At 69.5% G+C, this 26,327-nt stretch carries 26 protein-coding genes; 12 read left to right on the forward strand and 14 right to left on the reverse strand.

What is annotated here, in order from left to right; genetic code table 11:
* Positions 1-79: 79 nt before the first annotated feature.
* The 8 genes from NAM01S_RS29525 to cofD form a co-directional block, all read right to left on the reverse strand.
* A complete protein-coding gene (locus NAM01S_RS29525) occupies positions 80-1,135 on the reverse strand; it encodes an alkane 1-monooxygenase (protein ID WP_253798350.1) in 1,056 nt (351 codons plus the stop codon).
* A gap of 340 nt (positions 1,136-1,475) precedes the next feature.
* Entirely contained in the window at positions 1,476-2,123 is a 648-nt protein-coding gene (locus tag NAM01S_RS29530; protein ID WP_067791498.1) for a TetR/AcrR family transcriptional regulator, read from the reverse strand.
* 40 nt (positions 2,124-2,163) lie between these two features.
* Positions 2,164-2,346, reverse strand: a complete 183-nt coding sequence (locus NAM01S_RS29535; protein WP_067791500.1) for a rubredoxin — start codon at positions 2,344-2,346, stop codon at positions 2,164-2,166.
* Positions 2,343-2,516, reverse strand: a complete 174-nt coding sequence (locus NAM01S_RS34470; protein WP_084483416.1) for a rubredoxin — start codon at positions 2,514-2,516, stop codon at positions 2,343-2,345. The genes NAM01S_RS29535 and NAM01S_RS34470 overlap by 4 nt, the downstream gene beginning before the upstream one ends.
* Complete coding sequence (locus NAM01S_RS29540) at positions 2,513-3,748, reverse strand: alkane 1-monooxygenase (protein WP_067791502.1); 1,236 nt, start codon at positions 3,746-3,748, stop codon at positions 2,513-2,515. The genes NAM01S_RS34470 and NAM01S_RS29540 overlap by 4 nt, the downstream gene beginning before the upstream one ends.
* Positions 3,749-3,920: 172 nt before the next feature.
* Positions 3,921-4,439, reverse strand: a complete 519-nt coding sequence (locus NAM01S_RS29545; protein WP_067791504.1) for an NUDIX hydrolase — start codon at positions 4,437-4,439, stop codon at positions 3,921-3,923.
* A gap of 37 nt (positions 4,440-4,476) precedes the next feature.
* The gene (locus tag NAM01S_RS29550) at positions 4,477-5,820 is read right to left on the reverse strand and encodes a coenzyme F420-0:L-glutamate ligase (protein ID WP_067791505.1); all 1,344 of its coding nucleotides are present in this window, start codon (positions 5,818-5,820) and stop codon (positions 4,477-4,479) included.
* On the reverse strand, positions 5,817-6,956 hold the full coding sequence (gene cofD, locus NAM01S_RS29555; protein WP_253798352.1) for a 2-phospho-L-lactate transferase: 1,140 nt from the start codon (positions 6,954-6,956) through the stop codon (positions 5,817-5,819). The genes NAM01S_RS29550 and cofD overlap by 4 nt, the downstream gene beginning before the upstream one ends.
* Positions 6,957-7,304: 348 nt before the next feature.
* On the opposite strand from cofD, the gene NAM01S_RS35845 reads away from it, so the two are divergent.
* The 7 genes from NAM01S_RS35845 to NAM01S_RS29590 all read left to right on the forward strand — a co-directional run bounded on the left by NAM01S_RS35845 (position 7,305) and on the right by NAM01S_RS29590 (position 14,055).
* Complete coding sequence (locus NAM01S_RS35845) at positions 7,305-7,538, forward strand: WhiB family transcriptional regulator (protein ID WP_029901515.1); 234 nt, start codon at positions 7,305-7,307, stop codon at positions 7,536-7,538.
* Between the two features lie 62 nt (positions 7,539-7,600).
* Complete coding sequence (locus tag NAM01S_RS29565) at positions 7,601-8,083, forward strand: metallopeptidase family protein (protein WP_169810921.1); 483 nt, start codon at positions 7,601-7,603, stop codon at positions 8,081-8,083.
* Between the two features lie 99 nt (positions 8,084-8,182).
* Positions 8,183-8,563 (forward strand): DUF3499 domain-containing protein, encoded by a 381-nt coding sequence (locus NAM01S_RS29570; RefSeq protein ID WP_067791511.1) that lies wholly within the window; start codon positions 8,183-8,185, stop codon positions 8,561-8,563.
* Positions 8,564-8,925: 362 nt separating this feature from the next.
* Positions 8,926-10,302, forward strand: coding sequence for a phosphomannomutase/phosphoglucomutase (locus tag NAM01S_RS29575; protein WP_067791513.1), 1,377 nt, complete (start codon positions 8,926-8,928; stop codon positions 10,300-10,302).
* Positions 10,303-10,606: 304 nt separating this feature from the next.
* Positions 10,607-11,830, forward strand: coding sequence for a tobH protein (locus NAM01S_RS29580; RefSeq protein ID WP_067791515.1), 1,224 nt, complete (start codon positions 10,607-10,609; stop codon positions 11,828-11,830).
* The gene (gene manA / locus NAM01S_RS29585; protein ID WP_067791517.1) at positions 11,830-13,050 is read left to right on the forward strand and encodes a mannose-6-phosphate isomerase, class I; all 1,221 of its coding nucleotides are present in this window, start codon (positions 11,830-11,832) and stop codon (positions 13,048-13,050) included. Before NAM01S_RS29580 ends, manA begins: the two co-directional genes overlap by 1 nt.
* An 84-nt stretch (positions 13,051-13,134) precedes the next feature.
* Positions 13,135-14,055 carry a cation diffusion facilitator family transporter gene (locus tag NAM01S_RS29590; protein WP_067791519.1) on the forward strand — a complete coding sequence of 307 codons (921 nt, stop codon included), beginning with the start codon at positions 13,135-13,137 and terminating at the stop codon, positions 14,053-14,055.
* A gap of 559 nt (positions 14,056-14,614) precedes the next feature.
* On the opposite strand, the gene NAM01S_RS29595 is transcribed toward NAM01S_RS29590, so the two are convergent.
* Together NAM01S_RS29595 and NAM01S_RS29600 are read right to left on the reverse strand one after the other, a co-directional pair.
* On the reverse strand, positions 14,615-16,084 hold the full coding sequence (locus NAM01S_RS29595; protein ID WP_067791521.1) for a phytoene desaturase family protein: 1,470 nt from the start codon (positions 16,082-16,084) through the stop codon (positions 14,615-14,617).
* 28 nt (positions 16,085-16,112) lie between these two features.
* A complete protein-coding gene (locus NAM01S_RS29600) occupies positions 16,113-16,700 on the reverse strand; it encodes a TetR/AcrR family transcriptional regulator (RefSeq protein WP_067791523.1) in 588 nt (195 codons plus the stop codon).
* 100 nt (positions 16,701-16,800) lie between these two features.
* Between NAM01S_RS29600 and NAM01S_RS29605 the strand changes: the two genes are divergently transcribed.
* The gene (locus NAM01S_RS29605; RefSeq protein WP_067791525.1) at positions 16,801-17,220 is read left to right on the forward strand and encodes a DUF4267 domain-containing protein; all 420 of its coding nucleotides are present in this window, start codon (positions 16,801-16,803) and stop codon (positions 17,218-17,220) included.
* Between the two features lie 88 nt (positions 17,221-17,308).
* Positions 17,309-17,527, forward strand: a complete 219-nt coding sequence (locus tag NAM01S_RS29610; RefSeq protein ID WP_067791526.1) for a DUF4287 domain-containing protein — start codon at positions 17,309-17,311, stop codon at positions 17,525-17,527.
* Between the two features lie 147 nt (positions 17,528-17,674).
* Here the strand turns inward: NAM01S_RS29610 and NAM01S_RS29615 are convergent, their stop codons facing one another.
* Positions 17,675-19,030, reverse strand: a complete 1,356-nt coding sequence (locus NAM01S_RS29615) for a cation:dicarboxylate symporter family transporter (RefSeq protein WP_067791528.1) — start codon at positions 19,028-19,030, stop codon at positions 17,675-17,677.
* 327 nt (positions 19,031-19,357) lie between these two features.
* Here NAM01S_RS29615 and NAM01S_RS29620 point away from each other — a divergent pair, with 327 nt between their 5' ends.
* Entirely contained in the window at positions 19,358-20,851 is a 1,494-nt protein-coding gene (locus tag NAM01S_RS29620) for a sensor histidine kinase (RefSeq protein ID WP_253798465.1), read from the forward strand.
* The gene (locus NAM01S_RS29625; RefSeq protein ID WP_067791530.1) at positions 20,848-21,546 is read left to right on the forward strand and encodes a response regulator; all 699 of its coding nucleotides are present in this window, start codon (positions 20,848-20,850) and stop codon (positions 21,544-21,546) included. The genes NAM01S_RS29620 and NAM01S_RS29625 overlap by 4 nt, the downstream gene beginning before the upstream one ends.
* Positions 21,547-21,657: 111 nt before the next feature.
* Here NAM01S_RS29625 and manB read toward each other — a convergent pair whose 3' ends face one another.
* The 3 genes from manB to rfbD form a co-directional block, all read right to left on the reverse strand.
* Entirely contained in the window at positions 21,658-22,737 is a 1,080-nt protein-coding gene (gene manB, locus NAM01S_RS29630; RefSeq protein ID WP_067791532.1) for a mannose-1-phosphate guanylyltransferase, read from the reverse strand.
* Positions 22,738-22,766: 29 nt separating this feature from the next.
* Positions 22,767-23,672: a glycosyltransferase family 2 protein gene (locus NAM01S_RS29635; protein WP_067791534.1), complete on the reverse strand. Its 906-nt coding sequence runs from the start codon at positions 23,670-23,672 to the stop codon at positions 22,767-22,769.
* A 127-nt stretch (positions 23,673-23,799) separates the two neighbouring features.
* Complete coding sequence (rfbD, locus tag NAM01S_RS29640; RefSeq protein ID WP_067791537.1) at positions 23,800-24,660, reverse strand: dTDP-4-dehydrorhamnose reductase; 861 nt, start codon at positions 24,658-24,660, stop codon at positions 23,800-23,802.
* Positions 24,661-24,845: 185 nt separating this feature from the next.
* On the opposite strand from rfbD, the gene NAM01S_RS29645 reads away from it, so the two are divergent.
* A complete protein-coding gene (locus NAM01S_RS29645) occupies positions 24,846-26,318 on the forward strand; it encodes an LCP family protein (protein ID WP_084483418.1) in 1,473 nt (490 codons plus the stop codon).
* The last annotated feature ends 9 nt before the right edge of the window (positions 26,319-26,327 follow it).

The following is a 26,327-nucleotide window of genomic DNA, read 5'->3' on the forward strand; positions in this document are numbered from 1 at the left end:
GGCTGTACCGATGCAAGGCTAGTCGCTGACCGCCTCGCGACGTACCGCGCGCCCGCCGCACCGAGGGCGGGCGCGGCGCTCAGGCCGTCGCGCGGTAGCTCGCGAGGATCCGGGTGCGCTTGCGCGGCTGGATGTTCGCGCGGGTGATGTCGCCGTCGTAGTGGGCGAGAACCCGGTGGTCCATGATCGAGCGCCACAGCGGCGGGATGGCCGCGAACACGATCATGCTCGCGTAGCCCGCGGGCAGCTGCGGGGCCTCCTCGGAGCTCCGCAGTGTTTGGTACCGACGTCCAGGATTGGCGTGGTGGTCGCTGTGCCGCTGCAGGTGGAACAGGAAGATGTTTGTGACGAGCCGGTCGCTGTTCCAGCTGTCGCGCGGGGAGCAGCGGGCCCAGCTGCCGTTGGGCCTGCGTTCGCGCAGCAGGCCGTAGTGCTCGACGTAGTTGACCGTCTCCAGCAGGGCAGCGCCGATCACGGCCTGCAACAGCAGCCAGGGCAGCACCGCGAGGCCGAAGGCGGCGAGCAGCGCGCCGAACAGCACCAACGTCATCGCCCATGCCTGCAGAACGTTGTTGTGTACGGTCCACCAGGGCAGGCCCTTGCGCGCGAGGCGCTCCTTCTCCAGCGCGAGCGCGGACCGGAAACCGCCCGCGACGCTGCGCGGCAGGAACTCCCACAGCGACTCACCGAGCCGCGCGCTCGCCGGGTCGTCCGGCGTCGCGACACGGACGTGGTGGCCGCGGTTGTGTTCGACGTAGAAGTGTCCGTACCCGGACTGCGCGAGCGCGATCTTGGCCAGCCAGCGCTCCATGTGCTCGACCCGGTGGCCGAGTTCGTGCGCGGCGTTGATGCCGATGCCGCTCACGAAGCCCAGCGTGGCCGCCAGCCCGAGCTTGTCGAGCACGCTCAGTTCGTCGCCCGCCCACATGTAGGCGGCGATGATCAGGCCGATCAGCTGGATCGGCAGGAACAGGTAGGTGCACCACCGGTAGTAGCGATCGTTGGACAGCAGCTCGTAGTCCTCGTCGCGCGGATTGCTGCCGTCCTCGCCGACCAGCCAGTCCAGCAACGGAATGACCATCAGCACGATGATCGGTCCGATCCACCAGAACACCGCGGCGCCAGTGTGCAGCACGAGCTGTGAGGGCAGCAACGCGGAAGCCGGTGCGATCAGGCCGAGAACCCACAGATGGCGTTTGGGATCAGCCGATCCCGCCGGTTTGCCAACCGTTTGCACGTTTGCCCCGCTAATTAAGAATCCTAACTCCGATGTATGAGAATACTTACAGCCTTGCGGTCCGTTACACCGGAGTTCGCGGACCAAACGTGTCGACCGTTACAAGCGTGGCGGTAGGTTTTTCAGGGAGTTCACATGTGACAGCAGTCACCGCATACCTCCCGCAAATCGGGGCTTTGCCCCTAAGGTTCCCCTAACCAGAGTGCCCGGACGCCCCTATTTCCCGGGGGGCGTTCCCCTAATCGAGCGAATCCGGGGCAGTCGATCGACCCACTTCGCGGGCGGCGAGAATCGCCTCCGCGTAGGGCCCGAGGAGTTCGGCGAGATCGGCGGGCGCGTTGCGGCCCGGCGCGGGCGGCGTCGGAATGTAGCTGAGCGCGATGCGGACCAGCGCGCCGGCCAGCACGACCGACTGCTCCTCTGTCGCGTCCACCCAGCTGTGCTGGAACACCGAGGACAGCCGCTCGGTGGCGTGTTCGACCAGCGGCGCGGCGTCCAGCGTGATCAGGCGCAGCAGGTCCAGCTTCACCTCGCCCGCGATCAGCGACTGGATCAGCGGATCGGCGGCGGCGTCGAGGAAGAAGCCGGAGAGCGCTTCGCGAAAGGCTGCGCGAACGTCGCCCTCGTTGCCCGCGATGGCGCTGCGGACGTGGTCGACCAGGTCGTCGGCTAGGCGCAGGGCGTACCCCTGTGCGAGGCCGGCGCGCGAACCGAACTCGTTGTACAGCGTCTGCCTGCTGACCCCGGCCCGCGCCGCGACGTCGCCGAGCGTGATCTTGGACCAGTCACGCTCGGTGAGCAGTTCGCGCATGGCGTCGAGGACGGAGGTGCGCAGGAGTTCCCGCGCCGCCTCCTGATACGGAACCCTCGGTCCATTGCGCGGCATACCCGCGAGGTTGTCACGGGCATCCGCCCCAGTCAAAATCTCACGACCGCTCGATCTCGACCATGAAGAAGTCGGCCTTGGCCGCGCCGCAGTCCGGGCAGCTCCAATTGTCCGGGATGTCGTCCCACCTGGTGCCGGGCGCGATGCCGTCTTCGGGCCAGCCCTTGGCCTCGTCGTATTCGAAGCCGCACTGGATGCACTGGTACAGCTTGTATTCGGTCACGAGGTCACTCCTACCGGTTCGAAATCGATCTTCTCCCGCACGCCGCAGTCCGGGCAGCACCAGTCGTCGGGCACGTCCGCCCACCGGGTGCCTGCCGGAAACCCTTCGTGCGGAGCACCTTTGGTCTCGTCGAAGATGTAATCACAGACAGGACAACGGTATGCGCTCATGATTGCACCCCCGCCCCATAGCGCGCGAGGATCCGTTCCCGCTTGCCCGGGTGGATGTTGGCCAGGGTGATGTCGCCGCCGTAGTGCGCGAGCACCCGCTTGTCCATCACCTTGCGCCACAACGGAGGAAAGTAGGCGAGCAGGATCATGCTGGCGTAGCCGCTCGGCAGGTTGGGCGCGCCGTCCCAGCTGCGCAAGGTCTGGTAGCGACGGGTGGGATAGGCATGGTGATCGCTGTGCCGCTGCAGGTGGTACAGGAAGATGTTGGTGACGATGTGGTCGCTGTTCCAGCTGTGCATCGGCGCGGGCCGCTCGTAGCGGCCGGTGTCGGTGCGCTGACGGACCAGCCCGTAGTGCTCGAGGTAGTTGACCGCCTCCAGCAGGCTGAAACCGATCACGGCCTGCAAGACCAGGTAGGGCAGCACGCCGAGTCCGAACACCCCGACCAGCGCCGCGTGCAGCACGACCGACATCAGCCAGGCCGAGAGCACCTCGTTCCGCAGGGACCATAGCTTTTTGCCCAACCGCTCGAGCCGCACCTTCTCCAACCGCCACGAGGACTTCAGTCCGCCCCACACGGTTCGCGGCCAGAACGCCCAGAAGGTCTCGCCCACACGGGAACTCGCCGGATCCTCCGGGGTGGCGACGCGAACGTGGTGGCCGCGATTGTGCTCGATGTAGAAGTGGCCATAGAACGATTGCGCCAGCGCGATGCGCGACAGCCACCGCTCCAGGTCGACCTTCTTGTGCCCGAGTTCGTGCGCGGTGTTGATCCCGATGCCGCCGATCGTGCCGACCGTGATGGCCAGGCCGATCTTGTCCACGACGTGCAGGCCGCCGTCGATGCCGAGCCAGCCGAGGTCGTCGGCGCTGATCAGGTAGCAGGCCATGATCAGCGAGGCGTATTGGAACGGCAGGTAGAGGTAGGTGAGGTAGCGGTAGTACTTGTCGTTCTCCAGGTACTCCATCACCTCGTCGGGCGGGTTCTCGCCGTCCGGGCCGAAGAAGATGTCGGCCAGCGGGATCACCAGGTAGACCAGGATCGGGCCGAGCCAGAACGGCACCTGCGCGAGGCGATGCCAGCCGAGTTCGTTGAGCGCCCAGATGAGCGGAAGCCCGATCGTGAACAAGCCGGTCGGCGCGAACAGCCCCCAGAGCCAGAGATAGCGCTTGCGATCACGCCAGGCCGGTGCTTCGACCGGGCGCTGCGGCGCGTCGGCATCCGTCGACATCGATGTCTCCCATCAGTGCGGCGCACACCGGGGTGTGACGCACAATACTTCTGAGGTGGACATTAGAACGACAACTGTCTCTTGTCTAGACAAAAGAATTGATTTGTAAAGATGTTATGACATAACAAAAGGCGTCCGGCCGGAACCGGACGCCTTTCCCTATGCGCGCTCGTCAGTACAACAAGACTTCGGCATCCTCCGGCAGCGCATTCACCGGCCACCACCGCAGATCAGTCGATTCCGCGCTGCGCACCGGCACCGCGCCGGCGGGCGCGGTGATACGGAACAGCAGATCGAGGTGGCGGGTCGGCACACCGAGCGAACAGGTGATCGGATGCGCCTGCGCACCGTAGAGGCCGGGCTCGATCCGCAGCCCGGGGATGCCCGACTCCTCCGTCGCCTCCCGCAGCGCGGCGTCGGCGACGGTCTCGTCGCCCTCCTCGCAGTGCCCACCGAGCTGAATCCAGCGCCCCACCTTCGGATGCAGGGTCAGCAGCACCTCGCCGGCGTCGTGCGAGAACACCACGGCGGAGGCCGTGATGTGACCGGGCGCGTGCTCGCGCAGACAGCCGCGCGGCGCGGAACCGAGGAAGGCCAGCATGGCCTCCCGCAGCGACCGGTCCTGGTCCACCACGGGACGCCAGGTCTCCAGCAGCGAGGTCGCGGACGCGTGCAACGACTCGGCGCTCACCGTGCCGCCCCGCCGAGAACTCGGGTCGACCGCTCGCTCACAGCTCGACCAACCCATCCCCCGGCCCCGCCACCCTGCGCGGCGTCAGCTCCTCCAGCGGATGCCCGATGGCGATGGCGCCCAACGGGTTCCAGTCCGCGGCGAGACCGAGCACGTCCCTGGTGATCTCGGGGGCGAAGATGGTCGAGCCGATCCAGCAGCTGCCGATCCCCTCGGTGGCGAGCGCGACGAGCAGACCCTGCACGGCCGCGCCCACCGCCACGGTGAACATGGTCCGCTCGGCCGCGCGACGGCGTTCGTCGGGATAGTCGTGCGCACCGTCCGGCACGCAGAACGGGATGATCACCTCGGGGGCGTCGAACAGGATCCGGCCGCGCGCCACGCGCCGCTCCACCCGCTCGGGGTCGCGTCCGTCGGCCGTGAGGTCGGCGCGCCACTTGTCGGCCATCGCCTCCAGCAACCGGTTTCGCAGATCGCGGTCGCGCAGCCAGACGAAGCGGACCGGCCGGGTGTGATGCGGCGCGGGCGCGGTCAGCGCGACCGAGACCGCCGCGCGAATGCGCTCGGGATCGACCGGGGTGTCGGCGAACTGGCGCACCGAACGCCGCAGCAACAAGGCCTCGCCGCGTCCACGCTCGATGGCCTCGGCGGTGCCGAGCCAGAACAGGTCGTCGGTGCCGCGGCGCAGCAGATCCGTCGCGCCCGAACCGTCGTCGACGAACGGCAGCCCGCGCACCACCGCGACCGGGACGCCGCCCAGCTTGCCCTTCACCAGATCCGCGGCGGCGGCAAGCTCGTCGGCGACGGCCACCTGGGTGACGTGCAGTTCGTTGCCCTGTCCGTCCACCGAGCCCGCGTAGTCGTGCAGCACCCGCAACCCGGCCGCGCCGATGGCGGCGTCGATTTGCCCGTTGCGCCAGGCCCGTCCCATGGTGTCGGTGATGACGACGGCGACGGTCACGCCGAGCCGTTCGGCAAGCGCGGCGCGCAGCGCCTTGGCACTGCCGTCCGGATCGCTTGGCAGCAGCACCAATTCGCCCTGCTCGACATTGGAACCGTCCACACCGGAGGCCGCTTGGACGATACCGAGCTTGTTCTCGGTGATCAGGGTGCGGCCCTTGCGCGCGAGCACCCGCACGGCCTCCTGGTCCACCAGCGCCCGGCGCGCGGCGTCGCGCTCCTCGGGATCCAGTGGCGCGGCGACGATTCGGCCCTCGGCCTTGGCGACGATCTTGCTGGTGACCACGAGGATGTCGCCGTCGGCCAGCCAGGGCGCGCGAGCGGCGATGTGCTCGGCGACGTCGTCGCCGGGACGGAACTCCGGCAGGCCGGTGACGGGCAGGATGCTCAGCTCGCCCGCGGCGTGGTCGATCGAGGTCACGGCTTCACCCCCGCGAGATCCAGTGCCTCGCGCACGATTTCGGCGGTCGTCGGCGGGTCGGTCATGAGCAGCGGCACGCTGCGCACCTCGACGCCTGGCACGTCGGCGGTGTCGGTGCTGTGGATGAGCCAGCCGTCGAGAATGCCGGTGGCCGAGCGGGCGCCGTAGTAGCGGCCGATCGCCTCGGCCGTCGTCTCGACGCCGATCACCGACAGGCACTCGTCGGCCATGCCGCGCAACGGCTTTCCGTCGATCACGCCGGAGACGCCGATCACCTTCGCCTCGGTGGTGCGCAGCGCGCCGCGGATGCCGGGCACCGCGAGGATGGCGCCGATGCTCACCACCGGGTTGGACGGCGCGAGCAGCACCGCGTCGGCGGACGATATGATATCCGTCACATTTGGGGCCGGTTTTGCTTCATCCGCCCCGATTGTGGCGAATCCATGGGTGTCGATGTTCGCGCGGTATCGAACCCACCACTCTTGGAAATGGATCGCGCGGCGTTCGCCAGGGTTCTCGGGGTCACTGACAACCACATGCGTTTCACAGCGATCGTCGGTTGCCGGGATCAGTTTCACGCCGGGTTGCCACCGGTTGCAGAGCGCTTCGGTGACCGCCGAGAGTGGATACCCGGCGCGCAACATTTCGGTGCGAATCAAGTGCGTCGCGATATCGCGATCGCCCAAGCCGAACCAGTCCGGCTGCGCGTGATATTCCGCCAGCTCCTCCTTGGCGTGCCAGGTCTCGCCGACCCGGCCCCACCCCCGTTCGGTATCGATCCCTCCGCCGAGGGTGTACATGCAGGTATCGAGGTCGGGGCAGATGCGGAGGCCGTGCATCCAGACGTCGTCGCCGACGTTCACGATCGCGGAAACGTCGGCTTCCGGCAGCAGTTCCCGCACGCCCTGCAGGAAGCGCGCGCCGCCGACTCCGCCGACAAGGACGGCGATCTTGGGCCCCTTGGCGGGCGCGATGTCCGCTTGTTGTCCAGTCACATCCGCACAGCCTATGCGGTGGCGAAGCGAGCGGTGTTCGGGCCATATTTGCTGGTCATTTGCTATGCCATACACCAAGATCAGCACGGAAATCGGTCGCGGATAGTAACGGAATAGCGACGGCGGCTTGACCATCGACACGTCCGGCGTGTCTAATCACAGTCATGTCATTCCGGGTTCGCGCGAGAGTGCAAGGCGCGGACGACTTTTCGAACAGATGTTCGAGCCGGGATGACGCGCTCGGGGATGTCCGCGGGACTACGTCGCGGGGTAGGGCCGTCGGTGTGCGTGTTGGTCCGACGGAAAGAATCATTCTGCGCTAACACACAGTGAGGAGGCGGAGCGATGGCCAACGATATGGTCTCGCAACCCGATTCCACAGCAGGCGCAGCACGTGGCGTCTGCGCAGACATCGGCCGGAGCGAGCAAGACGGCGGTGACGCGGTGTCGACACCCCGGCTCAGCCTGGTCGTGACGGGCTTCGACGAGATGTTCGAAAGCATCGAAGAGCAGTGGCAGGAGCGTGCCCTGTGCGCGCAGACCGATCCGGAGGCGTTCTTCCCCGAGAAGGGCGGCTCGACCCGCGAGGCGAAACGGATCTGCATGGGCTGCGAGGTACGCGACGAGTGCCTGGAGTACGCACTCGCACACGATGAGCGCTTCGGCATCTGGGGCGGCCTCTCCGAGCGGGAGCGCCGGCGCCTCAAGCGCGGTATCGGCTGACACACAGGTGTCGCACCGACCTCGATGCGCGGGGTCGGTGCGAGTTCACCTAGATTTTGGGTATGTCCCGTTCCCGCCATCGACGCCCGCCCACCGCCCGGTCGGTCATCCGACGCGGCCGCGGGGTGCGCGGGCCGATGCTGCCGCCGACGGTGCCCGCCTGGCGCACCCGAGGCCAGCAGTTCGACCGGCTCGTGCTGGAGGCATTCGCCCCGCTCGACAGCCGCTGGCACGATCGGCTCACCAAACTCGACATCGCCGTCGACGATGTACCGAAAATCCGTCCGCTGCACCCTGATTCGGTCACCTGGCCGGACGAGGTGGTGGCCGACGGACCGGTCCCGCTTTCCCGGCTGATCCCCGCGGGCGTCGACCGGCACGGACAGGCGACCCGCGCGCGGGTCGTGCTGTTCCGCAAACCGCTCGAGCTGCGCGCGAGCGATCCGGACGATCTGGTCGATCTGCTGCGCGAGGTGCTCGTGCAGCAGATCGCCACCTATCTCGGCGTCGATCCGGACGTCATCGATCCGGAGGCGGAGGAGTAGGTCCCGAATCGGGCGAATTGCGCGTGTGAGCCGCCACTCTTAGCGCGTGTCTGTCCACATCCGGAGGCCAGGGGGGTTACTCTCATCGGCGTGATCCCCATGCGTCGTTGCTGCCGACCCGGCTGCAAGAATCCGGCCGTCGCGACGCTCACGTATGTCTACTCGGACTCGACCGCCGTGGTCGGTCCGCTCGCGACGGTCGCCGAACCTCACTCGTGGGACCTGTGCGAAACGCACGCTTCCCGGATCACCGCGCCGAAGGGCTGGGAGCTGGTCCGCCACGAGGGCGGCTTCTCCACCACCCCGGACGACGACGATCTCACCGCACTGGCCGAAGCCGTTCGCGAGGCCGGGCTGCGGCGGCGTCCTCCGGAGCCCGATCAGCGCGGCTACCGCGACTACTCTCCCGCACCACAGCGCACCACCACCCGCACCGGCAGGCGCGGGCATCTGCGCGTGCTGCCCGATCCGCCGAACTGAACCTCCGCATCGCGGAACGCTCCCGACGCTCGAGTCCGACCGTCGGTACGGGGCAACCGACCGAAGGTGTCCCCCACCCCATCGGACAGACCGAATGTCACCTTCGGTCCGAACATCCCATCGCGGGGCGGGACGACTGAAGGTGACATTTGGTGTGTCCGTGCGGCTGGATGTCACCTTCGGTCGTGGCAGGACTCCGCGCGAACGGGCGGCGGTCGCCTCGAAACCGGTTGGCCGCGACGAGGTTCCAGCCGTGTGGCGCTGCGGCGAGTTCCGTGGCCGCGGTGCCCCGCGGGGTGAAATCGGGGCGGAGGGTAGGGAGCGGTCCCACGGTGTCGGCGGGGCACACTAGGGTAGTGCCCATGACAGTCGCCCGCTCTGCCGAATTCGTGAACGCGGTGATCAAGGCCTACGACGTTCGCGGTGTTGTCGGTGAACAGATCGACGCGCAATTCGTCAGGGACGTGGGCGCTTCCTTCGCGCGGCTGATGCGCGGCGAGGGCGCGAGCCGCGTGGTGATCGGCCACGACATGCGCGAGTCCTCCCCCGAACTGGCCGCCGCCTTCGCCGACGGCGTGCGCGCGCAGGGTCTCGACGTGGTGCACATCGGCCTCGCCTCGACCGACCAGCTGTACTTCGCCTCCGGCCGCCTCGGCTGCCCCGGCGCCATGTTCACCGCGAGCCACAACCCCGCCCAGTACAACGGCATCAAGCTGTGCCGCGCGAACGCGCTGCCGGTCGGCCAGGACACCGGGCTTGCCGCGATCAAGGACGAGCTCGTCGCGGGCGTGCCGGAATTCGACGGGCCGCACGGCAGCGCCACCGAGGTGGACCTGCTCGCCGACTACGCGCAATTCCTGCGCGGGCTGGTCGATCTGGAGCACATCCGCCCGCTCACCATCGCGGTGGACGCGGGCAACGGCATGGGCGGGCACACGGTGCCCGAGGTGCTCGGCACGCTGCCGCAGGTGACCATCGTGCCGCTCTACTTCGAGCTGGACGGTTCGTTCCCGAACCACGAGGCCAACCCACTCGACCCGAAGAACCTCGTCGATCTGCAGCGGCTGGTCCGCGACTCCGGCGCCGACATCGGTCTGGCCTTCGACGGCGACGCCGACCGCTGCTTCGTGGTGGACGAGAACGGCGAGCCGGTCTCCCCCTCGGCCATCACCGCGCTGGTCGCCGAACGGGAACTGGCCAAGGAGCCGGGCGCGACCATCATCCACAACCTGATCACCTCGCGCGCGGTGCCGGAGCTGGTGCACGAGCTGGGCGGCACCCCGGTGCGCACCAGGGTCGGCCACTCGTTCATCAAGCAGCAGATGGCCGCCACCGGCGCGGTGTTCGGCGGCGAGCACTCCGCGCACTACTACTTCCGCGATTTCTGGGGCGCCGATTCCGGCATGCTTGCGGCGCTGCACGTGCTCGCCGCGCTCGGCGAGAAGGACCGGCCGATCTCGGAGCTGATGTCGTCCTACGAGACGTACGCCGCCTCCGGCGAGATCAATTCGACGGTGGCCGACGCCAAGGAGCGGACGCTGGCCGTTGTCGAGGCGTTCGAGGATCGCGCCAAGTCGGTGGACCGGCTCGACGGGGTGACGGTCCAGCTGGCCGACGACGCCTGGTTCAACCTCCGCGCCTCGAATACCGAGCCGTTGCTGCGGCTGAACGTCGAGGCCAGATCGCCGGAGGAAGTAGACGCACTCGTAACCGAGATTCTGAGCATCGTCCGGTCCTGACTGGGATAGTGGAGTTACGACGGAGTGGAATCACAAGCTCAGGATTCGACCGTGGAAGCAGACGGCTCTGCCCAATGCGAGATCCTGAGCATCGTCCGGTCCTGACTGGGATAGTGGAGTTACGACGGAGTGGAATCACAAGCTCAGGATTCGACCGTGGAAGCGTACGGCGCTGCTCGACGCGAGATCCTGAGCATCGTTCGCTCCCGACTGGAATAGTGGAATCACTGACAGTGGATTCGCCCGACCCGGGCTCGGTGTGGACGATCCGGACGCAGCGCGATGAGGGGAGGTGGGACGCCCGATGATCGCTGGAACACCGGTGCTCGACCTCGACGATGCCGCTTCGCTCGAGGCGGCAGACAGCGGCGGCGCCCTGCGCTCGGCCGCTTCGGGTGGCGCCCAGGTGCGCGCCACGGCGGCGGCCATCGGCGAGCAGGCGCTCGCCCGCCTCGCCGACCTTCGCCCGCGCAGCGTGGTCCTGGTCTCCGGCTCCGGCCGCGCCGCACGTGCCGCCGGCCTGCTCGTCGCCGCGCTCGGCGACCGCGCGGGTCTGCCGGTGGTCTCGGTCGCCGCGCTGCCGCCGTGGGTGGGTCCGCTGGACGTTGTTCTCGTCGCCGGGGACGACGCGGGCGATCCGCGCCTGATCGACGCGGTGGACCGCGCGCTGCGCCGCGGCGCCGAGGTCGTCGTCGCAGCGCCGCACGAGGGTCCGCTGCGCGCCGCCGCCGCGGGCCGGGCCGCGCTGCTGGAGCCGCGGGTCCCCGTTCTCGACCACAACCGGTTGCTGCGCTTCCTCGCGGCCGGGATCGCGGTGCTGCGTGTCGTCGATCCGACGCGCACCGGCGCGGCCGTGCCGGACCTGACCGCGCTGGCCGACGTGCTCGACGCCGAGGCGCTGCGCGACGGACCGCACAACGAGGTCTTCCACAATCCCGCCAAGACGCTGGCCGCGCGCATGCAGCAGCGCGGCATCGTGCTGGCGGGCGACTCCCCCGCCGCCGCGGAACTCGCCGAGCACGGCGCCGAGGTACTGCTGCAGGCCGCGGGCAAGGTGGCGACGGCGGCCGATCTCGCCGAGGCGGTCGCCGCGAATCCGCGCATGGTCGAGGCCGCGGGCGAGGCGGCGCCCAATTTCGATCCGCTGTTCCACGACGAGGAACTCGACGGCCCCGCGCCGGTGGAGCGGATCCGGGTGTTCGTGCTCAGCGCAGATCCCGATCAGGCCGCGGCGCGGCGCCGGGTCGCGGTGTTCGGCGGCGCCGGATCCGGGCTGGTCGACGCCGATCTGGTGAGTGCCGACGTCGACCTGTTGCAGAACAGCCTGACCGATCCTGCCGCGCCGACGCCCGCGCGCGGCGAGGAGTCCGGCGGGTCCGGACGAGGCACGGAACTGGAGCAACTCGCGGTGCTGGCGCTGCGCTTGGAGATGGCCGCGGCCTACCTGCGGCTGATCGGCTCGCGCGGCACGGCCGCGGAGACGTCCCGCGGCTTCGGCGGCGAAGCTTACGACGGGGGACGCTACTAGTGCACGAACTCGTTGGTGCACTGCGTTCCTACGCATGGGGTTCGCGCACCGCGCTCGCTCAGCTGTGCGGCCGTCCCGTCCCCTCCGCACACCCCGAGGCCGAACTCTGGTTCGGCGCCCATCCCGCCGATCCCGCGCACGTCAAGACGCCGGTCGGCACCACATCGCTGCTCGAGCTCGTCGCCGCGAACCCGCATCGCGAACTCGGCGCGGCCGCACCGGAATTCGGCGACAAGCTGCCGTTCCTGCTGAAGATCCTCGCGGCCGAGGAGCCCCTGTCGCTGCAGGCGCATCCGTCGGCGTCGCAGGCGCGCGCCGGTTTCGAGCGAGAGAATCGCGCGCGGGTGCCGCTCGACTCGCCCATGCGCAACTATCGCGACGAGAACCACAAGCCGGAACTGGTGGTGGCGCTGGACCGCTTCGAGGCGCTTGCCGGGTTCCGCGAGCCGCACCGCACCGTCGAGCTGTTCCGCGCGCTGGACGTGCCCGAACTCGTTTCGTACACGGAAATGCTTGCCTCCCAGCCCGATTCGGCGGGCTTGCGGACGCTGTTCACCACCTGGATCACGCTTCCGCAGCCGGTGCTCGCCACGCTGCTGCCCGCGGTGCTCGACGGCTGCGTGCGGTATCTGTCCGCGAAGGGCAAGCGCGCCTTCACCCTCGAAGCACGCACGGCGCTAGAACTCGCCGAGGCCTATCCCGGCGACGCGGGCGTGCTCGCGGCGCTGCTGCTGAACCGGGTCACGCTGGAGCCGGGCCAGGGACTGTTCCTCGACGCCGGAAACCTGCACGCCTACCTGCGCGGGCTTGGCGTGGAGATCATGGCCAACTCCGACAACGTGCTGCGCGGCGGGTTGACGCCCAAGCACGTCGACGTGCCGGAACTGTTGCGGGTGCTGGATTTCGAGCCGATCGATCTGCCGGTCGTGCTGCCGGAACCGGCGGGCGACGGCTCGGTGCGGTATCGCACGCCCGCGCCCGAATTCGCGCTGCGCCGCTTCGATCTCACCGCCGGTTCCGGACAGGTGCCGCTCACCTCGGCGGGTCCGGGCATCGTGCTGTGCACGGCGGGCACCGTGCGGCTGCTCCAGGACGGCACGGAGCTGCTCGTCGGGCGCGGCGGCGCGGCCTGGATCTCGGCCGCCGACAGCGATATTCGCGCCCAAGCAGTGGACGGACCTGCCCAGGTGTTCTGCGCCTGCCTCGGCACGGGCGGCTGAGCGAGGGGCCGACGCACTCGGCCGAGGAACGGCGAACACGCTAAGTTAGCCGTGATCGGCGAAACGAGAGAGGACCTTCAGGACATGTCTGCTGGCGGTGGCAAGAAGGCGATTCTGGCCGCGTTGACGGCGAACGCGGGGATCGCGGTGGCGAAGTTCGTCGGCGCGGCGATCACCGGTTCGGCTTCGATGCTGGCCGAGGCGGTGCACTCGGTGGCCGACACTTCCAATCAGGGCTTGCTGCTGTTCGGCCAGCGCCGCGCCGAACAGCAGGCCGACGAGCTGCACCCGTTCGGGTACGGGCGCAACCGCTACTTCTACTCGTTCATCGTGGCCCTGGTGCTGTTCACGCTCGGCTCGATCTACGCCATCTACGAGGGCATCCACAAGATCCAGCATCCCGAGGAACTCAGCTCGCCGATCGTCGCGATCGTCATTCTGCTGATCGCCATCGGGTTGGAGACGTTCAGCTTCATCACGGCCATCCGCGAATCCCGTCCGCTCAAGGGCGGCGCCACCTGGTGGCGGTTCATCCGCAACTCGCGCAGCCCGGAGCTGCCCGTCGTGCTGCTGGAAGACATGGGCGCGCTGGTCGGTCTGATTCTCGCCTTCCTCGGCGTCGGCCTGACGATGGTCACCGACAACGCGATCTGGGACGGCATCGGCACCCTGTGCATCGGCGCGCTGCTGGGCGTCATCGCGATCATCCTGATCGTCGAGATGCAGAGCCTGCTGATCGGCGAGGGCGCGACCCCCGAGGAGGACAGGGCGATCCGGGAGAGCCTGACCGACGGCGAGCGCATCGACCGCGTCATCCACCTCAAGACCCAGTACCTGGGTCCGGAGGAGATCCTGGTGGCGGCCAAGGTGTCGATCGCGCCGGGTCTGGACATCGCGACCATCGCCGCGGCCATCGACGCCGCCGAGGCGCGGGTGCGTCGGGCCGTGCCCGCCGCGCGGATCATCTACGTCGAGCCCGACCTCTACCGCACGGCACCCGTCTAGCGAGCCCCTTCGCGTGCGTTTTCGGCGCGTGTTCGCGCCGCAGGTCCGGTTGAGGAAACCGAATACCTCCGGCCCGAGGACCTGTTGGTCGCCGCGACGATCGCCATCGTCCCGGCCTCGACATCGCCGCCATCGACGCCGCCGAGGGGCGGGTGCGCGGCCGTACCGACCGTGAATCGCTTCTACCCGGAACCGGACCTGTACCGGGTGGGGGTCAGTGCAGCGGCGATGAAAGTCCGCCCCGCCGAAGGGGATTCGTCCGGCCGAGACCTGGCAGGGCGCGGGGTGGGTCAGCGGTACAGCGGCCACCGCGACAACGCGGGCGGGGGGTCAGCGGCGCGACAGCCCGACCCGACGCGGGGCGGCGGACAGCGGCGCAATAGCCCGACCACGACGCGGGGCGGCCGACAGCGGCGCAATACCCCGACCCGACGCGGGGCGGGGGTCAGAGGCGCGACAGCCCGACCCAACGCGCGGCGGCCGACAGCGGCGCAACAGCCCGACCCAACGCGCGGCGGCCGACAGCGGCGCAATAGCCGACCACGACGCGGGGTGGTGGTCAGCGGTGCTGGGGTTGGCGGGCGCGCAGTAGTTCGAGCGGGTCGGTGTGGATGTCGAATTCGTGGCGGAGGACGTGGCGGGCGGCGTGCATGCCGTTCATGCCGTGGACGCCGGGGCCGGGCGGGGTCGCCGCGGAGCACAGGTAGACGCCGGGGAGCGGGGTGGCGTAGGGATTCCACCGTGGGGCGGGGCGGAAGGCGGTCTGGCGCAGCGTCATCGCGCCCGCGGAGATGTCGCCGCCGACGTAGTTGGCGTTGTGTGCGGGTTGTTCGGCGGCGGTGATGACGTTCTTGGCGAGGACGAGGTCGCGGAAGCCGGGGGCGAACCGTTCCACCTGCGCGATGATCGCGTCACTGATGTCGCGATCGGAGCCGTTCGGCACGTGGGCGTAGGTGTAGAAGGTGTGCGCGTCGCCGGGCGCGCGGCTGGGATCCACGACGCCAGGCTGGATGGCGAGCACGTACGGGCGTTCGGCGTGGCGGCCTGCGGCGACCGCGCCCTCGGCGGCCATCGCCTCGGCGCGGCTGCCGATCAGGTGCAGGGTGCCCGCCCGCGCGCAGCCATCGGCCTGCCACGGCACCGGCCCGGAGAGCGCGAAGTCGACCTTGCACGCCGCGCCGCCGTAGCGGAAACGGCTCAGCCGCTTGGTATATCGGGTGGGTAGCCGTTCGGCGGCGAGGCGGAGCAGGCCGGCGGGCGCTAGATCGAGCAGCACGGCGCGCGCACCGGCGAACTCGTCGAGCGAGTCCACCCGGTGGCCGGTGTGCACCCGGCCGCCGAGGTCTTCCAGTTCGGCGATGAGCGCGTCGGGGATGGTCTGGCTGCCGCCGCGCGGGATGACCCAGCCGCCCGCGTGACCCAGCGTGGCGAGCAACAGACCCGCGCCGACCGCGGGGAAGGCGCGCGGCGAGGTGATCGCGTGCGTCGCCACACCGGTCAGCAGCGCGGGCGCGATGTCCTCGTGGAAGCGCGCGTTCCACAGCGGCGAGCCCTGTTCGACCAGCCGCAGACCGAAACGCACCGCGGTCGGCAGGTCGTCCGGTAGCGCGCGCATATCGGACATGGCCACGTCGACCACGCCCTGCCACTTGCGAACGAGCGGCGCGAAAAGCCGCCGCCACGCGTCGCCGTCGCGGCCGAGATCGGCGACGGTCCGCTCCAGATCCAGCCAGGCGAGCCCGGCCCGGCCGCCGTCCATCGGGTGCGCGTAGGACACCTCGGGAGTGAGAAGCTCGACGCCGCGCGCGCTCAGATCGAACGCGCGAAAGAAGGGTGACGCCAAGGCCATCGGGTGCGCGCCGGCGCACACGTCGTGGTGGAAGCCCGGCAGCGTCAGCTCCGCGGTGCGCGAACCGCCCCCCGGCTTGGTCTCGGCCTCGAATGCCTCGACCGACAGTCCCGCCGAAGCGAGGACCACCGCCGCGGCGAGGCCGTTGGGTCCGGAGCCGACCACCACAACATCAGCCATGAAACCAACGCTACCTGCGCCCGACGCGTCAGCGGCGCGCCTCGACCCCGGCCAACCACTGGTCGACCAGAATCCGCAGCCGCGCCTCCCACAGCTCCGGCATCAGCCTGCCGCTGCGCGCGAGCGTGGCCAAGCCGTGGATCGAGCTCCAAGCCACCTCGGTACGCGCACCCAGATCGGGTTCCTCGACAAACGGGCGGAACATCCGCTCCAACTCGACCCAGCCGTCGCGCAGCGCCTGCGGCGCGTTCGGTCCGAAGGTCAGGTCGGTCTTCATGAGGAACATCGCGTCGTAGAGCGCCGGGTTGGCATCGGCGAAGTCGAGGTAGGCCCGCGCCACCGACTCCAGCGCCGCGGCCGGGGTCTCGGCTGCGGCGTGCGCCGCGCGCAGCGCCTCGGCGAGTTCGGCGAAACCCTGCTCGGCAACGGCCGTGACGATCGCGGACTTACCCGCGAAGTGGCTGTAGAGCACGGGCTGGCTGTACTCGATGCGCTCGGCGAGCCTGCGCACCGTCACCGATTCCCAGCCCTGGGACTCGGCGAGTTCGCGTGCGGTCTCGATGATGCGCGAATGGCGTTCGGCCCGTTCGCGTTCCTTGCGAGTCTGGGTGCCCATGCGCAAATTCTAGCATCGCTAGACAATCTATCGAAGCTCGCCTATCGTTGCTCGCAGACCTAGCGTCGCTAGGATTCATAGCACCACCAAGGAGCGCACCGTGACCATCTCCCGCATCGCCACCGTCCTGTCCGTGATCGGCGCGGCCTTCATTCTGTACATCGGCCTCAGTTACCTCATCGCGCCCGGCTCCATTGCTCCCGGCTTCGGCCTGCCCGCCTGGCCCGACGGCGAGGCGGCGGCGTTCATGCACCTCAAGGGCGTGCGCGACACCGTGTTCGGGCTGGTCGTTCTCGCCCTGCTCGCCGCGAAGCAGCGATACGCGCTCGGCGTCGCGACCCTGGTGATCGCGCTCGCGCCGTTCGGGGACATGCTCACCGTGCTGCGCTGGGACGGTTCGACGGCTGCCGCGTTCGGCATCCACGGACTCACCGCGCTGTTCGTCGCGGTCACCGGCGTGCTGCTGGTCCGGGAGCGGTCGATTGCCAAGGGCGCGAACGCGGCCGTCCCCGCGGTGTGATCCACGGCACAAGATGCTGCCCGGCGATGAATTCGGCGACGCGCTTCCGTCCTTACGGCTGAACGCACTTCGAGCAGAGGAGACGACCATGGCGACCAAGCCGCACGGCCCCGCGTCCTACTTCCCCAACATCGAGGCCAAGTACGGCCGCGGCATCGACGAGTGGTTCGCCGTTCTCCGCGATTCGGGTCTGGCCGGGCACAAGCCGCTGGTCGAGCTGTTGAAGACCGAGCACGGCATGGGCCACGGCCACGCCAACGCGCTCGTTCAGTACCACCTGAATCCGGAGAAGTGGGCGGTCGCCTGAGCACCGGGAACGGCTGAGCACAGAAACGAACGAAGGGCCCGCGGGGTAAGCGGGCCCTTCGTCGATCGCCAGGGCGGCACCGTGCGGAGGGGGGTGGATGGAGCGGTGCCGCCCGCGGCCCCGGCGTTGGCCGGGGACGACTCGGGGTCAGGCCGTGACCAGGCTCTTCTCCGCGGGTTCGACGGGCTCCGGTGCGCCGTGCTCGTCGACCATGGTGCGTTCGTCGAACGGCAGCTTGCGGTCGAGCACCAGCCGGACCTGGTCCACGTCGATGGTCTTGGTCCAGGTGCCGATCAGCACGGTCGCGACCGCGTTGCCGGAGAAGTTCGTCAGCGCGCGGGCCTCGGACATGAAGCGGTCGATGCCGACGATCAGACCGACGCCGTCGAGCAGCTCGGGCCGGTGGCTCTGCAGCCCGCCCGCGAGGGTGGCCAGGCCGGCGCCGGTGACGCCAGCGGCGCCTTTCGACGCGACGATCATGAACAGCAGCAGGCCGAGCTGTTCGGGAAGGCTGAGCGGCTTGCCCATCGCGTCGGCGATGAAGATCGAGGCCATGGTCAGGTAGATCGCGGTGCCGTCCAGGTTGAACGAGTAGCCGGTGGGCACCACGACGCCGACGGTGGTCCGCTCGACGCCGAGGTGCTCCATCTTCGCGATCAGCCGAGGCAGTGCCGACTCCGAGGACGAGGTGCCCACGATGAGCAGGTACTCGCGGGCCAGGTACCGGACCAGCTTCAGGATCGACACACCCGACACCACCCGAACCAGCACGCCGAGCACACCGAACACGAACACCAGGCAGGTCAGGTAGAACGCGATCATCAGGGTGGCCAGCTGCACCACCGCGTCCAGACCGGTCTTGCCGACCACGTTCGCGATCGCGCCGAACGCGCCGATCGGGGCCAGCCACAGGATCATCGACAGGATGCGGAACACCAGCTTCTGCGCCAGCGTCACCGCGCGCAGGATCGGGTCGCCCGCGCTGCCCATGGCCTGCACCGCGAAACCGACGAGCAGGGCGACGAACAGCGCCTGCAGCACACTGCCCGCGGTCAGCGAGGAGACAAGCGTGGTCGGGATGATGCCGTTGATGAAGTCCCAGGTGCCGCCCGCGCTGTGCGCCTGGTCGGCGTACTTGGCGCCCGCGCCGGCGGTCTCGGCGATGTTCATGCCATTGCCCGGCTCCAGCAGGTTGCCGACCACCAGACCGATGCCGAGCGCGATCGTCGACATGACGAGGAAGTAGCCGAGCGCGAGCCCGCCGACCTTGCCGACGGTGGCCGCGGTGCGCACCGAGCCGATGCCGAGCACGATGGTGCAGAAGATGACCGGGGCGATCATCATCTTGATCAGGTCGACGAACATGGTGCCGAGCGGTGCGAGCGAGACGCCGACGTCGGGCGCGAGCCAGCCGACGACGATCCCCGCGCCGACCGCGGCGATGACCGCCAGATACAGCCAGTGGGTGCGGTCGCGCCGAGCCGCGCGAGATGTATCGCTCATGGCTGCGCCTCGCTGACGCTCGGCTCCGGCATGCGCGATGCGCGCTGGCGCACGATTCGCTCACTTCGTTCGCTCATTGCGAATCACATCCTCCGAGTGGTACCGGAATGCGAGCCTTCTGGCCGCGTGTGCAAAATGATGACGACTCGCGTGACGCGGGTCACTGTTTGGTGCATAGAGTTCAGTGGAGGTCAGCTCGTGCGACGTCGTCGCTACACAGACGCCGCCGGGTCCGAGTCGCGCCCTCGCCGTGGCGAACGACCGCGTGGCCTCCGGCTCTCCCTGGCGGGTCAGGTCTTCGTCCTGCAGCTCGTGGTGCTCGCGCTGATGATCGCGGGTGCCGCGGTGCTCGCGGTGCTCGACGCAAGGCACACCAGCGACGTGACCACCGAGCACGAGGTCACCGACGTGGCCGTGAGTGTGGCGCAGGCGCCGTCCACCCGCGCGGCGGTGCTCTCCCCCGATCCCAGCGCGCAGCTGCAACCGGTGACCGAGCGGATCCGGTTGCAGACCAGGATGGACTTCATCGTGGTGATGGCGCCGGACCGGACGCGGTTCACGCATACCAATCCCGAACGCATCGGCCATCCGTTCAGCGGCAACATCGACAGGGCGCTGGCCGGGGAGACCTTCACCGAGACGTTCACCGGAACGCTCGGGCCGTCGATCCGCGCGGTGACTCCGGTGTACGACGGCGACCGCATCGTGGCGCTGGTGTCGGCGGGCGTCACCAGGGCGCGCATCGGCGATCAGGTCGCCGCGCAGCTGCCGAAGATCCTCGGTGTTGCGGGCGCGGGTCTGGTGGTGGCCGCGCTCGGCTCGTTCCTGCTGAGCCGCCGGTTGCGCCGCCAGACGCACGGTCTCGCGCCCGACGAGTTGCGCGTCATGTACGAACACCACGACGCGGTGCTGCACTCGATCCACGAGGGCCTGGTTGTCTTCGGCGCGGGCGAGCGGGCCGAGGTCGTCAACGACGAGGCTCGGCGGCTGCTCGATCTGCCGGAGGGCGACGTGCACCGCGCGGATCTGCCGATCTCGTTGCGGCGCATGAGCTGGGGCGTGGTCCGCGACGAGATGCACGTGACCAACGATCGGATTCTGTTGGTCAACCAGGACGTGGTCGCCTCGCAGGGCCGAACCCTCGGGACCGTGATGACCATCCGCGACCACACCGAATTACGCGGCGTCCTTGGCGAACTCGACTCGGTGCGCGGTTTCGCGGAATCACTGCGCGCCCAAGCGCACGAGTCGGCCAACCGGTTGCATACGGTGGTCACCATGGTGGAGCTCGGTAAGCACCGCGAGGCGGTCGAATTCGCGACCGCCGAACTCCAGCTCTCCCAGTCGCTCATCGACCGGATGATGGGCGCGGTCGGCGATCCGGCGCTGGCCGCGCTGCTGCTCGGCAAGGTCAACCAGGCGGCCGAACGCGGTGTGGAGCTGACGATCTCGGAGGACACCGCCCTCGACGCCATCGCGCCGCTCTCGGCGCGCGAAGCCGTCACGCTGGTCGGCAACCTGATCGACAACGCCATCGACGCCGCAGCGGGCAGCGCGGGCGCGTGGGTGGAAGTCACACTACGCCACGCGGATTCGGACGTCTTCCTGCGCGTCGCCGACAGCGGGCCCGGCATGTCGGCGCAGACCTTCGCGCGCGCGGCCGAGCGCGGCTACACCACCAAAGACGATCATCACGGGCTCGGCCTCGCGCTGGTACACCGCGTGATCACCAGGCACGGCGGGGCGATCGACGCCCGCCGCGAGCCGGAAAGCGCGGTGACCGTGACGATTCCGCGCGACTCGGGAAAGGACGCATCGTGATCCGAGTGTTGATCGTCGAGGACGAGCCGCTGATCGCCGAGGCGCACCGCGCCTACGTCGAACGCATCCCCGGCTTCACACCGGTCGGCATCGCGCATTCCGGACGCGAGGCGATGCGGGCGACCGCCGCCGCCGCGGCCGAGGGCACACCGATCGACTTGGTGCTGATGGACATCGGCCTGCCCGACACCAGTGGTTTGGACGTCGCTGCCGCGCTGAGCGGTTTGGCGCCGAGTCCGGACGTCATCGCCATCACCTCCGCGCGCGATCTGGCGATGGTGCGTACCGCCGTCGCCAACGGCGTGGTGCTCTACCTGTTGAAGCCGTTCACCTTCGCCGCATTCCACGACAAGCTGGAGCGCTACCGGGAGTTCCGCACCGCGCTGCCCGCGGGCGAGTCCGCGCTGACCCAGCTCGACATCGACCGCGCGCTCAGCGCGCTGCGCACGCCGGACCAGCGCGCCAACACCCCGAAAGGCGTCGCGCCGCAGACACTCGAGGAGATCTCGCGGATCGTGCGCACCGCCGAGGACGGCATCACCGCGGCCGACACCGCGACCAGCATCGGCGTCTCCCGCATCACCGCGTGGCGCTACCTCGAGAAGCTGGCCGACGACGGCCTCGCCATCCGCCGCTCCGACTACGGCCGCGCGGGCCGCCCCAAAACCCGCTACGTCTGGAAACGCACCGACTGACGCGACTTCACAGACAGTGCACACGCCTCACAGCGGTTGCGGGCGCTGCGAAGCGTGTGAGCGCTCTGCGAAGAGATGTTCACGCGCCACGCTGCGGCTCTGTGTGGAATGTCAGACGTCGGTGGAGAAGCGGATGCCGCCGTCCGGGATCTCGACGCCGGGCCAGACGCGCGCGCCGCGCAGCAGTTCGCAGCGGGCGCCGACGTTCGCGCCGTCGCCGATGACGCCGTCGCGGACCAGCGCGCGCGGACCGATGCGGGCGCCGAAGCCGATGATGGACCGTTCCACGGTCGCGCCCGCCTCGACGACGGCGCCGTCGAAGATCACCGCGCCGTCGAGGCGCGCGCCGGCGCCGATCTCCGCGCCGCGGCCGACCACGGTGCCGCCGATGAGCAGCGCGCCGGGGGCGACGCCCGCGCCCGGGTGGACCAGGGATTCCCCGCGCTGGCCCGGCAACGCGGGCGAGGGGGCGATGCCGCGGACCAGGTCGGCCGAGCCGCGCACGAAGTCCTCGGGGGTGCCCATGTCGCGCCAGTACGACGAGTCGACGTGGCCCTGCACCCGCGCGCCCTCGGCGAGCAGCGCGGGAAAGACCTCGCGCTCCACCGACACCGGCCGACCGGACGGGATCTTCTCGATGTACTCGCGGCGGAAGACGTAGCAACCGGCGTTGATCTGGTCGGTCGGCGGATCCTGGGTCTTCTCCAGGAACGCGGTGACCCGGCCGGTCTCGTCGGTGGGCACGCAGCCGAACGCGCGCGGATCGGACACACGCACCAGGTGCAGCGTCACGTCGGCGTTGGTCGACTCGTGGGTGTCCAGGATCGCGCCGAGGTCGGTGCCGCCGAGCACGTCGCCGTTGAAGACCATCACGTTGTCGGCGCGCAGCTTGGGCAGCACGTTGCGGATGCCGCCGCCGGTGCCCAGCGGCTCGGTCTCGGTGACGTACTCCAGCTCGAGACCGAGCTCGGCGCCGTCGCCGAAGTGCTCCTCGAACACCTCCGCCTTGAAGGAGGTGCCCAGCACGACGTGGGTGATCCCGGCCTCGGCGATGCGGGCGAGCAAGTGGGTGAGGAACGGCAGGCCCGCCGTCGGCAGCATCGGCTTGGGTGCCGAGAGGGTCAGCGGGCGCAACCTCGTGCCCTGGCCGCCGACCAGAATCACGGCGTCGGTGCCTGGATGTCCTGCCATCAATGTTCCCCTGTTCGTCTGCCGCGCTGCTACGCCTGTCGACCCTGTTCCCTGGCCAACTCACGCAGCGCAGATCGAACCGCAATCCGGGAGCGAATCGCAAGTCCGGCGCGCAACGCGAGCCGCAGCGGCGCCTGCCACCAGTGCGGATGCCGGTCGGCCTGGAACCGGTAGGCGCTGGCGTGGTGGGCGGGCAGCATCACCTCGGGGTGGCGTCCTGCCGCGTGGCCCTTGGCGTGGGTGACCTCGGCCGACGGCACGAAGACGTTGTGCCAGCCCGCCTTGCCCATGCGGTCGCCGAAGTCGACGTCCTCCATGTACATGAAGTAGCGCGAGTCGAAGCCCTCGATCGAGTCGAAGGCGGCGCGGCGCACCAGCAGGCAGGAGCCGGACAGCCAGCCGACGGTGCGCTCGGAGATCTGCTCGTTCTCCTGCCGGTAGCGGCGGGTCCACGGGTTGCCTGGCCACACCGTGCCCAGGATGGCGTGGCCCGCGCCGTCCAGCAGACCGGGCACCGAGCGCGCCGACGGGTACACGCTGCCGTCCGGCTCCAGCACCATCGGGCCGAGCGCGCCCGCCCTCGGCCAGCGCTTGGCGGCCTCGAGCAGCTTGTCGATGGAATCGGTGCCCCAGCGGATGTCGGGGTTGGCGATGACGACGAATTCGATGCTCGGGTCGATCTCGGCCACGGCGCGGTTGATCGCGCCGCCGTATCCGATGTTGCCGCCGGTGCGCAATAGCCGCACGTGCGAGTTGGCCTCGGCCACCAGCTCGGGCACGCCGTCGACCGAACCGTTGTCGGCCAGGATCACCTGCGGTTTCTCGCTGGTGGCGTGGGCGAGGGTGGTGATGAAGTGCTCGAGGTGCTCGCCGGGCGAATAAGTCACCGTGACGACGGCAAGGCCACCGGGGGCCGCGGAATCGGAAGCGCTCACATTTGGCGAGCCTAGTCGGAACAACGCGACCACGCGTGCCCCGGTGCAGGACCGATGCCAGACCGATCGGTCTTCCAACGGTCCGCCGAGGGCATTGAAAAGACCACGGCCCGACAGGTTCTCGCCGTCATTCCCGGCTGCGCAGCGCGTCGTGCAGCGCGGCGCGCCAGTCCCGCAGCGGCGTCAACCCGGCCGATCGCCAGGCCCGGTCCGACAGCACCGAATAGGCCGGGCGCCGTGCGGGTCTGGGGTAGGCCGTGGAATCGCACGGCCGCACCCGCTCCGGATCGGCGCCGACCTCGGCGAACACCGCCCTCGCCAGGTCGAACCAGCTCGCGACGCCCGCGTTGGTCGCGTGCAGCAGCCGCGGCGCGTCCGGCCGCGCGACGAGCTCGAGCAGGCCCGCCGCGAGATCCGCCGCGTAGGTCGGCGACCCGATCTGGTCGTTCACCACGTCGACGGTCTCGCGCTCGCGTTCCAGCCGCAGCATGGTCGCGACGAAGTCACCGCCGCGCCCGCTGTACACCCAGGCCGTCCGCACCACATGCGAATTCGGCGCCGTGTCCAGGACCGCCCGCTCCCCCGCCAGTTTGGATCGCCCGTACACCGTGGCGGGTCCGGTCGGGTCGTCCGTGTCATACGGTTCGCGCTGGGTACCCGGGAAGACATAGTCGGTGGAGAGATGGATGAGCCGGGCGTCGACGGTCGCGCAGACCGCGGCGAGCACGGCCGGGCCGGTCTCGTTGCCCGCGAAGGCGGCTTCGGGCTCGGACTCGGCCTTGTCCACCGCGGTGTACGCGGCGCAGTTGAGCACCACGTCACCGGGGTTGATCGCGGCGCGCACCGCGTCGGCGTCGGTGACGTCGAGGTCGGCGCGGCCGTAACCGCGGGCGTGCGGCGCGAGGCGCAACAGCTCCCCGCCGACTTGTCCACCGGCCCCGGTGACGACGAGACGAGCGGCGGCGGCGGGCGGTACGGCGGCGGTCACGGGCGCAAGTCTGGCACGCCGTGACACTCGCGGGTGCCGTCCCGCGGGGTAACCGTTGGTTAGCCTTGTGCCACGGCTCCGGGGCCGCGGGATCTACGGATCGGCCGCGGGGGCCGGATCGGGGGCGGTCGGGGTGAACAGGGGCTTGTCGAGAGGATGCTCAGTTGCAGCGGAGGAGCACATCGATGCCGTCGAGACCAGCCGGCGTGCGCGGCGGCGACGGTTCGTGGGGCCCGGTGCACGCCTTCGTCGCGGCACTGGCCGCCGTGGTGCTGGTCATCACCGGATTCGCCTGGCACAGCGTCGACTCGCTGATCTCCAACATCCAGCGCATCGGCGATCTCGGCCTCGGCGGCGGCCGCGACGGCGCGGTCGACATCCTCCTGGTCGGCGTGGACAGCCGCACCGACGCGCACGGCAACCCGCTCACCGACGCCGAGCGCGCGATGCTGCACGCCGGCGACGAGGTTGGCACCAACACCGACACCATCGTGCTGGTCCGGGTGCCCAACGACGGCAGCTCAGCGACCGCCATCTCGATACCGCGCGACTCCTACGTCGACATCCCCGGCATCGGCACCGGCAAGATCAATTCCGCGTACGGCGCGACCAAGGAGACCGAGCGGCAGAAGCTCATCGAACAGGGCGTCGCCGAGGCCGAGGCCGAGCAGAAGTCGACCAAGGCGGGGCGGCAGGCGCTGATCAAGACCGTCGCCAACCTGACCGGCATCACCGTCGACCACTACGCCGAGGTCAGCCTGCTCGGCTTCGTGCTGCTCACCGACGCGGTCGGCGGCGTCGAGGTGTGTCTGAACAACGCGGTGGACGAGTGGATGTCGGGCGCGGACTTCCCCGCGGGCCGTCAGCGGCTGGACGGCAGGCAGGCGCTGAGTTTCGTGCGCCAGCGCCACGACCTGCAGCGCGGCGACCTGGACCGGATCGTGCGGCAGCAGGTGTTCATGGCCCAGCTGGTCGGTCAGGTGCTCAGCGCGAAGACGCTCAGCAGCCCGGCGCGGCTCGGCCAGCTGAGCGAGGCGGTCGGGCGCACGGTGGTGCTCGACGAAGACTGGGACGTGGTGGCGTTCCTCCAGCAACTCCAGGATCTCTCCGGCGGTCAGGTCCAGTTCGAGACCATTCCGGTGGCCGATCTCAACGGCACGACCAGCGACGGCGAGTCCGTGGTCCGGGTGGAGCCGAAGGCGGTCAAGTCCTACGTGGCCTCGCTCGTCGGGGAGAAGGCCGAGGAATCCGACCCACCCGCGGTGGATCCCGGGACGGTCACGGTGAACGTCCTCAACGCCAGCGGCATCGGCGGTCTGGCCGGTCAGGTGTCGCAGGCCTTGACGGCGAAGGGTTTCCAGGCGGGCCGGGTGGGCAACTATTCCGGTGGAAGTGTCACCGGCAGCCGGGTGCTCGCGGCGGACAGCGCGGATCCGAAGGCCAAGGCGGTCGCCGAGGCCCTCGGCAAGCTCACGGTGGTCGCGGATCCGACGATGTCACCGGACTCGGTGAGCGTCGTGCTGGCAAGCGACTATTCTGGGCCGGGCTCGGCCGCGAGCTCCACGTTCGACTTCTCCGGAACGTCGACGACCGCGACGCCGGTTCCGCCCGCCCCACCGATCGACGCAGGCCAGAATGGACCGAAATGCGTGAACTGAAGCGTGAAG

Origin of the sequence: Nocardia amikacinitolerans NBRC 108937, from assembly GCF_001612615.1 — a bacterium.
GTDB lineage: Bacteria > Actinomycetota > Actinomycetes > Mycobacteriales > Mycobacteriaceae > Nocardia > Nocardia amikacinitolerans.